Raw genomic sequence first — 13,248 nt, 5'->3', positions numbered from 1 at the left:
CTGCTCTTCATTCAGGCTGCAAATATTCGTAGTATATTGAGAATATTCTTTGTCATCAGGTGTACCTCATGCCCTATTCCATCGGTGAATTTGCCCGGCTTTGCGGGATAAACGCGACCACTCTACGCGCCTGGCAGCGTCGTTACGGTTTAATCAAACCGTTGCGCACCGATGGCGGGCACCGTTTATATAGTGATGATGATGTCCAGCAGGCGCTTAAAATTCTCGACTGGGTGAAAAAGGGAGTCCCAGTCAGCCAGGTGAAACCCTTGTTGGCCCGTCCGGAAGCTCGCCGCACAAACAACTGGCTCATCCTTCAGGAGAGCATGTTGCAGAAGTTGAAAGAGGGAAAGATCGAATCCCTGCGCCAGCAGATTTACGATTCGGGCCGCGAGTATCCGCGCCTGGAAATAGTCACTGAAGTACTACGCCCGCTGCGCAGTAAAGTCTCGGCTAACATCCCCGCAATAATGACGCTGCGAGAAATCCTCGATGGCATCATCATCTCCTACACCTCGTTTTGTCTCGAAGGTGATAAAAAAGCGCCTGGAGATAATTACCTCATCACCGGTTGGCACCTTAGCGACCCATGTGAAATCTGGCTCGAAGCACTTAAACGCACGGGCCAAGGGTATCGCATTGATGTGCTCCCCGTGCCGCCTGCCATGCTGGCACCCGAGATCTTCCCTGAGCGAAACTGGCTACTGGTCACCACCGGAAAAGTTACCGCTGCCCGCAAAAAACAGATCGAAATTTGGCAGCAGCAGGTCGTTTCGCTCGACGTCATTCCGCTCTAAAAACCTTTCCCCCACACCCGTTCCCTTTCCATGATAAGCAGCCGTAAAAAGTTGAGTATCTGGCATGTCTTTATAAAAAACCCATCAAACAAAGTAAAAATAGACATTGATAATCAATTGAAATAATTGATAAATAAAAACACCCTCACTACAAACTTGTACAAACATTGGTAATTGTCTAAGTTTTACTTATACGATTACATCACGTTTTTTTACATCCAGGGTGAGACTCATGAGCACAATGCCATCCGTCATCGATCGATTTTTTGATTACTACCCCCCCCTGGATAACCAATCGCCTCTGAGGCTAGCGGCGCTACACGCAAAGAGCAGTAAGAGGATTACACCATGAACACTAAACCTATCATTGGGATCAGCGGATGTTTAACCGGCTCGGCAGTCAGATTTGACGGCGGTCATAAGCGTATGGGTTTTGTCATGGACGAGTTGTCTCAATGGGTGACCTGCAAACCCGTCTGCCCAGAGATGGCCATCGGACTGCCCGTTCCCCGTCCGGCGTTGCGCCTGGTTCAGACTACCGAAGGCGATATCCGGATGCGCTTTAGCCATGCCCCTCACGATGACGTGACCCAGAAAATGGCCAAATTCGCGGACTCCTGGTTACCACAGCAGGCTAATTTGTCCGGCTTTATCGTCTGCGCGAAATCGCCGAGCTGCGGCATGGAGCGGGTAAGGCTGTATGACGAAAAAGGGAATCGTGGACGCAAAGAGGGAGTGGGTCTGTTTACCGGTGCACTACTGGAAAAATTCCCGTGGCTGCCCGTAGAGGAGGATGGCCGCCTGCATGACGCTGTGCTGCGGGAAAACTTTGTCGAGCGCGTCTTTGCCCTGCACGAATTGAACACTTTACGGGCCAGCCGCCTGACTCGCCGCGCACTTCTGGATTTCCACAGCCGCTACAAACTCCAGTTATTGGCGCACCACCAGCCGGGATATCGGGAAATCGGGCCTTTCGTCGCCTCGTTGCACGAGTGGGAAGACCTGGATACTTTCTTCGTCGAATATCGCGAAAAGCTCATGACTATCCTGAAAAACCCCGCGTCACGTAAAAATCACACTAACGTACTCATGCATATTCAGGGCTACTTCCGTAAACAACTGAATACTCGCCAGCGCGGGGAGCTGCGCGACGTGATCCTTCACTACCGTGATGGGCTGTTACCGCTCCTCGCCCCACTCACCCTGTTGAATCATTATCTGGGCGAGTACCCAGACAGATACCTGCTGACGCAAAACTATTTTTCCCCCTACCCCGAAAATTTATGTCTGCGTCTGTCGGTTAACTGAGCGCTTAACGCATTCAGACCTGACGGAAAATAGTTAACCTCAAATACTAACCCTTACGTCAGTATTTGAGGTTCAGCCCGCTTTTCACGCAGTGAAAGAAAATAACTGGTAAAAACGTGCGCAATCGTGATTGACCTGATTCCATCGACTAATGGCCTGTGAGCATGTCACTGCCTGCCCCTTCTTCCGCATATAGTAAGCCCACTCGCAGCCCCTGCACGGCAAAAGAAAATGCGGTGGCTGAATCTCAACTTTGATTAATGACTGGAGCCATCTATGAAATTAACGCAAATTCGCAATGCGACACTGATGCTGGAATATGCGGGTAACAAATTCTTAATAGACCCGATGTTGGCTGAAAAGGAAGCATGGGATGGATTTGCCGGAAACGCACGACCTCACCTGCGTAACCCTATGGTTTGCTTGCCTGTAGCGATTGAAGATTTGCTGGCCGTTGATGCCGTTATTCTGACGCATACGCATACTGATCACTGGGATAAGGCAGCGCAACAGGCGGTGCCTAAAGACATGCTGATCTACACACAGGATGAGAACGATGCGACCCTGATCCGTTCCCAGGGATTTCTAAATATTCGTGTTTTGAAAGATGAAAATCATTTCGTGGATGGTCTGACTATCTATAAAACTGACGGTCAGCACGGCAGCAACGAATTATATGCAGATGCAGTATTCGGCGATTTACTGGGTGATGCATGTGGGCTGGTCTTTACCCATCATGATGAAAAAACCCTTTATATTGCAGGTGACACCGTCTGGGTTAAGCCATATGTAAGAAGCCTACAGCGCTTCAAGCCAGAAATTGTGGTGCTTAACACCGGCTATGCTGTTAACGATCTTTACGGGCCAATTATAATGGGCAAAGAGGACACTCTGCGCACGCATAAGATGTTGCCAGAGGCGACCATTGTTGCTTCTCATATGGAGTCGGTTAACCATTGCCTTCTCACACGCACGGAGTTACGTGAGTTCACTCGTGAACATGGCATTGAAGATAACGTTCTTATTCCTGAAGACGGTGAGACAATGGCTTTCTGATAAGTGCCTGTGTCTGAAAGATACATCCCGGAACATCACCTGTTATTCTTTAGCCTCTCAAATTCAGTGTGTTAGCAGCTGGTAAACAGTGGCTATCCTTACAATAAGGTTAACTTTATGTCTGCACTGACGGTCGCCGTGATTGCCACGGCAGGCTTCAGCCCGTTTCACTTCTCAGTGCCCTGTATTATTTTCGGACCTTCTATGCCGCAACCGGATTTATTCCGTGTAGAGATCTGTGCCGAAAAACCGGGCATTGTTCTGTCTGATATTGGGTTATCCATCAACGTGGATCATGGTCTTGAGAGGCTTGATGTTGCAGACATTATTATTGTGCCCTACTGGAATAATCCGGATGAATTACCCTCTCCGTTATTGCTGGATAAACTTATCCACGCATGGCAGCGCGGCGCTGAAGTGGTCGGCCTTTGTCTAGGCACATACGTTCTTGCTTACTCTGGTTTGCTAGATGGGCACCGTGCAGCCACGCACTGGGAATATGAAAGGGACTTCATTGAACGTTTTCCTGCGGTGCATCTGGACCGCAACTCGCTGTATACCAGCGATGAACGTCTTATTACCTCTGCCGGTACGGCCGCCGGTATCGACTGTTGTCTGAGCATCATTCGTGATCATTACGGCTCTGCGATTGCCAACCGGGTTGCCAGAAGAATGGTTGTCCCCCCTTACCGGGAAGGTGGTCAGGCTCAGTTTATTGAACGCCCAATCCCGTTGACAACGCGGGACAGCAAAATGAACGAACTGATGGATTATCTGCGCCGCAATCTGGATAAGCCCCACGATCTCGACTCTCTGTCCGGGTTTGTCAGTATGAGTCGACGAACACTAACCCGCCATTTTTTAAAGGCAACCGGGACAACGCTGGGAGAATGGCTGAACGCGGAGCGTCTTCAAAGAAGCCAGGAATTACTGGAAACCACGGATAGCAGCATTGAAACCGTGTCCGACATGGTTGGTTTTCAGTCACCGATATCTTTCCGTCAGAGTTTTAAGGCGAGATTCGGCGTCAGCCCTAGCGAATGGCGCCGCACATTCCGTGGCCCTGCGTCTGTTGATCAGGAAAAGAGTTAAGCCCAGTTTAAGAAATCCGAAAAGAGCGTTATTCAACGACCAATCGCCGTGCCGTGTTGCTACTGGCTGGGTTGTTGCGTTATTGCCAGGTTTATGGCAACTGATTTCGACTGCTGCCCCAGGCTCCTTGCCCCCAGTCTCACCGATATTGAGCTGATTAAGGCGGGCAACTCATAGGGATAAAATTGAGGCTGCATTATTAAGGCACTTTTAGCCGTGTACGTAATGAGTGGTTAAACTTACCCTTTCAATACGAGTAAAAATCCACCTTCGTAGAAGGTGGCATTGCTTTGGCGCCCAATAGGAGCGTGCTAAGCTCCAGACCGTAGGGTCTTCGCTTCACATTCCATTCAGACTTATTTGACTGCCTTTAAGCATTGACTCTAATTTTGGTGCTTGCCCTTAGCAAAGAGATATTTTTCAAATTATTCCTTTCATTTATTGCTGAAAAAAACTCATTTAACTCTTCTCTATTACGCATAAATCGCATCAACCCAAAATCAGGATCATAAAGATAAAGATATTTATCATCAGAACCATAGGCCATGGCATGATCTCTGAGATGGATAGTTCCACAAGGGTATAATGACTTGCCTAATTCCTCGATTATGACGTTTCTGTTCATAGTATAGTCCGAGGGGGATAAGTTAAACCATTTGAAGGTAATAATACTCCCACTGTATTTATTAACTAGCTCTAATGTATCAAATTTATTAATCTCATCATTATTTAAATCATTAACGGTTTTATTTTTTACGTAGTTCTTGTGCATAAGTTCAATTTCGCGGATGTTGAAATGATTAACATCGATCAATTGATTCCTCATGATTTTATCGAGAAAATAAAATGATGCCCCTCGGCAGGATTGAGAAGAGTAGCGTTTTCTGTAACTCGCTCCGTTACCAAAACCATACATCTCTCTATATGTTAGTGAATTCATATAACCTCACAGACTTACATTCATAAATGCCAGCCATATAATGACTGGCATTACCTAAACATTTCTTAATTAATTTAAATTTTAACTTTCTGCAATATAACGAGAGCCGTTAAACTTCCTGGGTATATTCCCTTTTACAATATGATATTCACCAGTGCGCATTTGTTCCTTATACGTTTCTGCACCTTCGCGACTTGCCCAGCGGTGAAAAGCCGTATAGATATAATACCCTCTGGGTGCGCTGACCCAAGAAAAACGAACTCCATTCATCATCATTTTTTTAGCAAAATTATCAATCCATGTCTTTTGACCTAATTCACACGAATGGAATTTGATAACCCCCACCTCTTTCAAACCGTACTGAAGCAATCTCTCAACCAGTTTATTTTGCTTTATTTCCTCCAGACCATCAGAAGATGCATGGGAAACGATGATTAACTTATCGGATAATGTTAAATCACTCAGTAAGGTTTTCATTTCCACTGACTCTGGTTCAGGGATAATGCATACAGGATTTTTGTAGGCTGAATCCATAAATTTTTTCTGATATTTTGTATCAGGAGCCGAGTAATCGTAGGCGTATACGACCCTTGTTTTCCCATGTTTCCATTTTGCACTTGGATGTAAATATCCGGCCACTTTAGAAAGTCGACTAGTAAAGGACATAAAACCTCTTAAGTTTAGTTATGTATCAAGAAAGACAAAAGCAATGAACAAAATAATTAGTTCATTACATGACAAACAACATGAAATATAATCTTATCTAGAAAGATATTTAGTTATAAAATCAATATTCCGTTAATACCTCATGACGTAAAAATTCGTTAAACCGGCTCTTAATTTCATCATTTAAAGTATTATCCTTAATCCCTGACGCACGCTGCTGCTCACGTTCTAACAGTAATACACTTACCGGCGTTTCCATGTTTTGTAGTGCCTGTTTCATTTCGTAGATTTCAGTTTTTAATTCAGAAATGGTGATATGGCTGCGCTGTTTCTTTTCCGATTCCAGTAGACGTTGCTCTAAAGCAACGAGTCGTCGCTGCACTTCAAACCAGCCTTCAGCTCGCTTAAGGTTTTCTGAGTTTTTCTCAAGCATGGCTTTCCAGTGGGTCGATGCAGGATTTCCAGGAGCCGCCGCCTCCAGACGCTTTGCAAGATTGTTCCCCTGCGCCAGCAGCCAGGTGGCAGGCATTTGTCCCAGCGCCTGAAGATTGTCGTCGATTTTCCGGAACTGCTCCTCGCTCAGCTTCTCAGCAGCCAGGTCAGGTACATTGAACAACTGCTCAACTTGCTTAAGCGCGCTAAAAGGAGCCAACACCGCAGGTTGTGCGACCAGATGCTGGAATAGCCACAACCCACCGGCCGGGATAGTGATAAGCAACGTTGCTGCCAACGCACCTGCAGCAAGCCAGTGCCAACGGCGGTCAGGAATATCGTTAACCAACACGGGTGTGGGTTCTTCAGGAACAGAAACGTCAGCCACTGGTTCAATGGGTAGCACGACCGTAGGGGTTTTACACACCAGTTGAATTTGCTGCGCCGGGTCGACATCCAGAACAATGTTTTGCGAAGTACGGGAGCGCACCTGCAAGAAATAACAGAGGTTGTTCAGCATATCTGCACCTCTCACCTGCAGCTTCTGCGCCTGCCGACCAATAATCTCCAGCGCGGACTCCGCGCGTGACAGCGACTGAGCATCATCTGTCGACTGCGCCTGGGTGTACATCGGCGTAATGACATTGCCGGTAAACCACTCCAGCGCGTAACGACGCAGACCCAGATCGGCAACTTCGCTGCCGTGACGCTCGCCGAAGCTCAATGCCGACGCCAGTAGCTCCAATGATTTGGCCAGGCCAGACCAACCCGCAAGGCGCATCTGGATCAAACAGAACCATGCCCCCGTGTGCAAATCGTAACCATGACGCAGGAAGATACGTTGGCAAAGTTTATCCAGTTCAATCCAGTTCAACGATGCATTTGGCGTACGCTGTAGTTTGCTAATTTCGCTACTGAGCAATAAAAATGCCTTGCTGTGCTTTGGCACGCCTGGATTAAACTTCACCTCACTGAGCGTCTTTAATTTCTCACTCACGCCACGTCCTTAACGGCCTTCCTGGCCAGCGCGATTTGCCCCTTGCTGACCGTCAACGTCAGCTTCTGGTCGATAACACCCGAATTATCCAACAAGATATCTGCCAGCAACGGCATCAGCAGCTTATTGATCACCGCATCAATATCACGGGCACCGCTCTGTGCGACCAGACAATGCTCAGCGATAAATGCAACCACTTTGGGCTGGTACTTCAACTGACTTTCACCGTTTGCCGCAGCCACACGCTTACCCACTTTATCGAGCTTGAGGCGAATGATTTGTTGCAGACTTTCGCCCTGAATCGGCAGATAAGGAATAAGTTGAACTCGGCCCATCAGCGCCGGGCGGAAAACGCGGTCAAACTCTGGACGGATCAGCGCACACAGCGCTTCACTGGTCATTTCTTTTTGCTCGCAGGCCGTCATAATTTGCTCGGACGCCAGATTACTGGTCAAAATAATCAACGTATTACGGAAATTAACCTGCTGCCCCTCGGCATCTTCCATCCAGCCTTTGTCGAACACCTGATAGAACAGTTCCATCACGTCCGGGTGAGCTTTTTCGACTTCGTCGAGTAGCACCACGCTATGAGGATTACGACGCACGGCTTCGGTCAACACACCGCCCTGCCCGTAACCCACGTATCCAGGCGGGGAACCTTTCAGACCAGAAACAGAATGTGCTTCCTGGTATTCAGACATATTGATGGTGATTAAGCCGCGTTCGCCGCCATAAATCAGCTCAGCGAGGGTTAAAGCTGTTTCGGTTTTCCCCACGCCACTTGGCCCCGCCAGCATAAACACGCCGGTCGGTTTTACCGGATCGTTGATACCAGCCTGAGCAATGCGAATCTGCTGTGCAATAGCGTTTAGGGCCGCGTCCTGACCGATGACCCGTTGTTGCAGGCGTTTTGGCAGCTCATTAATGCGTTCGGATGATTTTTCCAGCATGCGGCCCAGCGGTATGCCGGTCCAGCCCGCGACCACATCCGCCACGCAAACATCATCAACACAATCAAACACCAGCGCATATCGGCGGTGAGATTCTTTCAGTTCCTCACGTAACTCAGTGAGCCGCTGTTCGTCCGTGCAACTCTGAATGTCATTGACTAAAAGGCGCTGTTGCTGCCAGACAGGTTGTAATTCAGCCAGGTTTGCGCTCAGTTCAGACTCGCGCTGGGCTATCCATGCCAGCCGAGGCTGATGTTTGCCCTCAGCCAGTAAACAATCACGCTCGCAGCGCAGGTTATTTAACAACGCGTGGAGATCTTCAATCTCTTTAGGTTGATGGCACTGGGAAACTGCAACGCGTGCGCAGGCTGTATCTAGCAAAGACACGGACTTATCCGGCAACTGACGGCCAACAATGTAACGCGATGAAAGCTGAACAGCCGCGGTCAGCGCGCTATTCATAATTTGTACTTTATGATGGCGAGCCATCACGGGAGCCATAGACCGTAGCATCGCCGTCGCCATCTCCTCGTCAGGTTCCGCGACCTTGACGACCTGGAAGCGCCGGGCCAAAGCGGCATCTTTTTCAAAGTATTTCTTGTACTCAGCCCAGGTCGTGGCGGCCATAACGCGGACTTCTCCACGCGCCAGTGCCGGTTTGAGCAGATTGGCCGCATCGTTTTGGCCCGCCGTGCCGCCAGCCCCAATCAAGGTGTGGGCTTCATCGATAAACAGGAGGATCGGCTGCGGATGTTGCTTGACCTCTTTAAGTAACTTCTGCAAACGATTTTCAAATTCGCCTTTTACACTCGCACCGGCTTGTAGCAGCCCCATATCCAGGGTGAATACTTCAAGCGTCTTTAATGCATCAGGCACGCTGCCCGCGACAATACGCTGGGCCAGACCCTCTGCCAGTGCGGTTTTTCCGACACCCGGCTCTCCGGTGAGTACTGGATTGTTCTGACGCCGACGCAACAGAATATCTATCGTCTGGCGGATTTCGACTTCACGTCCCAGTACCGGGTCTAGTTGTCCGGTGCGCGCTTGCTCCGTCAAATTATGCGTATATTTTGCCAGTGCACTATTTTCGTTGAGTGGCGACCCACTTTCCGGGCGGGCTTCAGATGGCCTGTCACTCGCTGCACTTTTGAGCAGGGAATCAGCCTCATTGGTATCGCATTCAAGCGCCTGTTGAACTTTCACCGGCAGTTTTTGTTGCAGGCCCTTTTCGTCCGTTAGCAGACAGGCAAACAAAGCACTACTGGCAATATTCTTTTGTTGCCAGTTCACGCTGGCATGGAGCCACGCAGCTTCAATAAACTGCGTTAAAGACTCGGAGAGCACCGGCCCGCGAGTATTGCCGGTGCGGAAACTGTCCAAAGCCTTTTGCAGAGCGCTAACCAACTGGTCTCCCTGGAGCCCGGTATTCAGGCACAGTCCTTCAACCAGGTCTGCATGATTGCTGACTAACGCCAGCAACAGGTGCTCGACATCAACTTCGTGATGCGTTCGGGCAACAGCAAGCCCAATCGCTTTATCAAGCGAGCTTCGGGCGTCAGCGCGTAGAAGATGAAGAATACTTTTTAAATAATTGCTCATGATTTCACTTACTCCTTAATTGACGCACATGGCGACCGAGGTCGGTAACGTGGCGAGTTTTCCCTGGAAATAGCCTGGCTGCTGGCGACTGCGCTGACGCTCTAACTGCTCTTCTCGCAACGCTTTCAGCGTTTCGACTTCGTCATTTAAGCTTTTCCACTGTTGCCAGTGCGCCTGAACCGTCTGTTGACCGCGCAGACCGAAACGCACCAGCACTTTTTCAATTGCCAGATCTTTTAATGACTGAACGCCCGCTGGCTCGAATTCATCAAGCGCAAAAGCACGCTCTCCCTGGTCGAAATCTGCCAGGAAATCGGTCCATGCGCTGTCGCCAAAATAGCGGTGTTTAATGTCCGCCCCGGGGAATTTCACGGTCAGCGTCACGGCGTTGCATTGATTTGGCGACCAGTTAAAACGCGCTTCTTCACGCAAATTGCCGCTATCAAGTTGCGAGGAACCCGTTGCGCAGTGCAGCTCCAGTCGGGTACCGACAGGCATCAGGCGTGCCCCGCCAGGGATAGTGGCCGGTAAGCTCGCAACTTCAACGGTCAGCGCCTTTTTCTCAAGTGACGCAAGCTGTGTTTCGCGCAAAGAAATTTGTTCTTCGAGACGGCTTATTTCATCGTGGGTGCGGGTTTGCTCGCGCTCTGGCATCAGTGCCAGGTCATCAGGCTCCACCACATAATTGACGACCTGCATAAAGTCAGAGGTAAAGGGAATGCTGTGCCCATGGAAGTCGCCCGCACGCAGCCCCATCGCGGTAGCTTTCATCACGTTGATTGCCGACTCCTGAAGGAAGTCAGAAACATATCGCCAGGCTTTTTCTTGCTGCTGTTTTGGGTCGCGCTGCTCGGCGCGGTTGCCCAATGGCTGTAGCACCTTGCTTTGCCAGTTTTCTTCAATCCAGCATGCAGAAGTGGCCATCGCGTTGGCGGTCAGGGTATTAAGCTGACTCTCCAGCAGAGCCCAAACAGCACCACGACCGATGTTATTTTCAGGCAGTTCCATCTGTTTACGCAGTTGGGTATAGGTCAGCCAAAGCGTATTTAGCGGGTTAGGTTTTCCCACCACACCCGTGTTAAACAGCCCTTGAGTCAATGCGGGCGAATGGCCATGTGTTGCAATCGCCTGATTAACGGATTCTTCCACAGCGCCTCGCCATTGTTGCCAACTGGCAACATCGCCACTATTCACCACGGGCATAGTGGCGTCACCGCGCACCATGCGTCGAAGCGCTGAACGCAGACTTTTCTCTTTATCATCCAGGGATTCCAGCCATGAAAATCTGCCAGGAGAGCGTTGGAGAACGTTGATGCGGCGCATTTCTGCCAGCCACGGATGCGCTTCATTTTCACGGACATCGGCAAGCTCGCGTTGAGCACTGCGCATAAATTCAGCGACAGGATCCTGGCCCTTGGCTATCGCCATCAGTTGGGCCGAGGTGGCTTTTTGGCCAGGCAATAGCGCCTCATGGCGAGCCATCACCAGTAAAAAAGCCAACCATGCATCCTGCTTTAAGCCCGACCATTGTTCCCAAAAGGCGCTAAAAACGGGCAGCGTTTGCTCTTCACCACTGGCCTGCTGGATAAGTGCAATATGTTGCGTAATGACACGTTGCCCTTCTTCGAGCCAGATGCCGGACAGTGCTTTATTGCTGTCAGAATGGGGCCAGAAGTGAGTCAGGCTCAGGCTATTTAGCTGGCTGTCGTCGGCGATTAACCAACGCCATTTTGGATCGCTGTTCACGAGTTCTTTAAGAATGAGCTGCATTGCGGCAATGCCACTGGTCTTATTGCCATAGCGAAGGATCGCGCGCTCAAGCACCAGTTGCTCTTTTTCGCTCAAGTTCTCGGGAGCGGAGATCAATCGTAGTGCATCCGGGGTTCTCGGCAGATCGACAAGTTTTTCCACCGCCAAGCCTTTTAACATTTCGTGACGCGTCAAAATGCTTTGCGCCAAGGCCAGAATCATCTGGCGCTGCTGCTGAGGCTCAACGCCATAAAACTCGCGACGATAAGCCTTCAGTTGGCCATAGATATCATTGACCTGACCGTTATGGTTCACAGCAATCTCAGTTTCCAGTGCGGTATGGCGCTGGCGTAGCAGAGGAATAAACGGGGTATAACGCAACGGACTGGACATCCACTTTTCGTTATATTCAACGCCCTGGGCCAACATAGGGAGTGTATTACCCTTCACCGGAACCATTAGCTGACGAGTTTCCCAGGCGCTGAACAGCAAGGCACATGTCAGTACGCCGGTCAGCGCGGGGATTGCCCATTTGTCCAGCCACTGCTGACGTTTGCCAAACGCCTCCGGGACACGGGTTGTGCTGTTTTCAGGCAATACCTGCGAGAGCAATTCCTGGACAAAAAGCGCATCGCGAGTCTGATGTTGTTGTGGACGCTCAACACTTGCCGTCAGCCAGATACCCGCCAAAGAACCACTGGCGAAGTAGGCATCAGGCTCACAGAGCGCAGCAACATAGTGATGTAACGGCCCCTGTAACAATGAAAGGTTATGGGAAAAGTTCAGCATTGCGCCCAGGCTGGCATCTGGCAATGCGCCCGTCATCATGCTTAAACGACTCATATCGATCCCCTGCTTCAGTGAAGCAAACATCGGGTCCAGCAGGGTCATGTCCTGTCTGTCGGCAACGGGCGCTTTACGCCAGCTATAGCCCAGCGCCTGTTGGCGTTGCTGCTCAGACAATTTGTTCGCCCACAGCGTAAAACCATCAAGCTTGTCGCACTCGGTCAGCACCACATAAATCGGGAGTCTGCGGCGAACAGATCTCATCACCGGTTCAAGTTGAGTGCGCAACTGGCGCGCCTGCTGATGGAGTTCAAGCACCGATTTTGTTTGCAGGTCGCGACAGGAGACGCACACCACCACGCCTGCCGGTGCGGTTATTTTTCCACACCAGTTAGCCAGTTTGATCCATGCCGCTTTCGCAGCTGGTTTCCCGTGCAGGAAATAGCTTGAGATATCAAGGAAGCCTGCCGTTTTAAAGAACCACCAGCGCAGGGTTCTCGTTGGCACAACCTGCTCATTTTCAGGTTGGTGCGACATAATTGGCAGCCTTGCCGATGCCATTAATGTCGTTTTACCGCAGCGTTCCCCCATTAATAAAAACCACGGCACGCTACGACGTTTGCGGCTAATACGTTTAATTACCGCAGAACCACTTCGCCAGTGCTCATATAACACCTGTTCCAGGCGCGAAAATTGCAGCGGCGCATAAAAACGACTCAGATTTCTTTTTTTCCATAATAAAGCAACACCCGACCAGGCCGCGCGGAAAATTAACAATATAAGCAACTGCGCAAGCCATAAAATTATCGCCAGATAAAGAGACTCATCTAACCATATTGTTATGACCACAGAGATTAATAATATTATGCAGAGCAG

At 49.8% G+C, this 13,248-nt stretch carries 9 protein-coding genes; 4 read left to right on the top strand and 5 right to left on the bottom strand.

What is annotated here, in order from left to right:
* Nucleotides 1–68 precede the first annotated feature (68 nt).
* The 4 genes from LVQ77_RS01520 (at nucleotide 69) to LVQ77_RS01505 (ending at nucleotide 4,253) form a co-directional block, all read left to right on the top strand.
* A complete protein-coding gene (locus LVQ77_RS01520; protein ID WP_232903481.1) occupies nucleotides 69–797 on the top strand; it encodes a MerR family transcriptional regulator in 729 nt (242 codons plus the stop codon).
* Nucleotides 798–1,145: 348 nt separating this feature from the next.
* Nucleotides 1,146–2,105 (top strand): YbgA family protein, encoded by a 960-nt coding sequence (locus LVQ77_RS01515; protein ID WP_232903480.1) that lies wholly within the window; start codon nucleotides 1,146–1,148, stop codon nucleotides 2,103–2,105.
* Between the two features lie 276 nt (nucleotides 2,106–2,381).
* Nucleotides 2,382–3,161, top strand: coding sequence for an MBL fold metallo-hydrolase (locus LVQ77_RS01510; protein ID WP_232903479.1), 780 nt, complete (start codon nucleotides 2,382–2,384; stop codon nucleotides 3,159–3,161).
* A 117-nt stretch (nucleotides 3,162–3,278) separates the two neighbouring features.
* Nucleotides 3,279–4,253 carry a GlxA family transcriptional regulator gene (locus tag LVQ77_RS01505; protein ID WP_232863613.1) on the top strand — a complete coding sequence of 325 codons (975 nt, stop codon included), beginning with the start codon at nucleotides 3,279–3,281 and terminating at the stop codon, nucleotides 4,251–4,253.
* Between the two features lie 370 nt (nucleotides 4,254–4,623).
* Here LVQ77_RS01505 and LVQ77_RS01500 read toward each other — a convergent pair whose 3' ends face one another.
* The 5 genes from LVQ77_RS01500 to LVQ77_RS01480 all read right to left on the bottom strand — a co-directional run bounded on the left by LVQ77_RS01500 (nucleotide 4,624) and on the right by LVQ77_RS01480 (nucleotide 13,158).
* A complete protein-coding gene (locus tag LVQ77_RS01500; RefSeq protein WP_232863612.1) occupies nucleotides 4,624–5,193 on the bottom strand; it encodes a hypothetical protein in 570 nt (189 codons plus the stop codon).
* Nucleotides 5,194–5,274: 81 nt separating this feature from the next.
* Nucleotides 5,275–5,859 (bottom strand): hypothetical protein, encoded by a 585-nt coding sequence (locus LVQ77_RS01495; RefSeq protein ID WP_232903478.1) that lies wholly within the window; start codon nucleotides 5,857–5,859, stop codon nucleotides 5,275–5,277.
* A 121-nt stretch (nucleotides 5,860–5,980) separates the two neighbouring features.
* Complete coding sequence (locus LVQ77_RS22305; protein ID WP_232863610.1) at nucleotides 5,981–7,288, bottom strand: VasL domain-containing protein; 1,308 nt, start codon at nucleotides 7,286–7,288, stop codon at nucleotides 5,981–5,983.
* Nucleotides 7,285–9,837: a type VI secretion system ATPase TssH gene (tssH, locus tag LVQ77_RS01485; protein ID WP_232903477.1), complete on the bottom strand. Its 2,553-nt coding sequence runs from the start codon at nucleotides 9,835–9,837 to the stop codon at nucleotides 7,285–7,287. The genes LVQ77_RS22305 and tssH overlap by 4 nt, the downstream gene beginning before the upstream one ends.
* 15 nt (nucleotides 9,838–9,852) lie before the next feature.
* On the bottom strand, nucleotides 9,853–13,158 hold the full coding sequence (locus LVQ77_RS01480) for a type VI secretion system protein (RefSeq protein ID WP_232903476.1): 3,306 nt from the start codon (nucleotides 13,156–13,158) through the stop codon (nucleotides 9,853–9,855).
* Nucleotides 13,159–13,248 lie beyond the last annotated feature (90 nt).

Origin of the sequence: Buttiauxella cochleicola, assembly GCF_021282435.1 — a bacterium.
Lineage (GTDB): Bacteria > Pseudomonadota > Gammaproteobacteria > Enterobacterales > Enterobacteriaceae > Buttiauxella > Buttiauxella massiliensis.
Note: the sequence above shows the minus strand (reverse complement) of the source record. Positions and strands in the feature narration are given on the sequence as shown.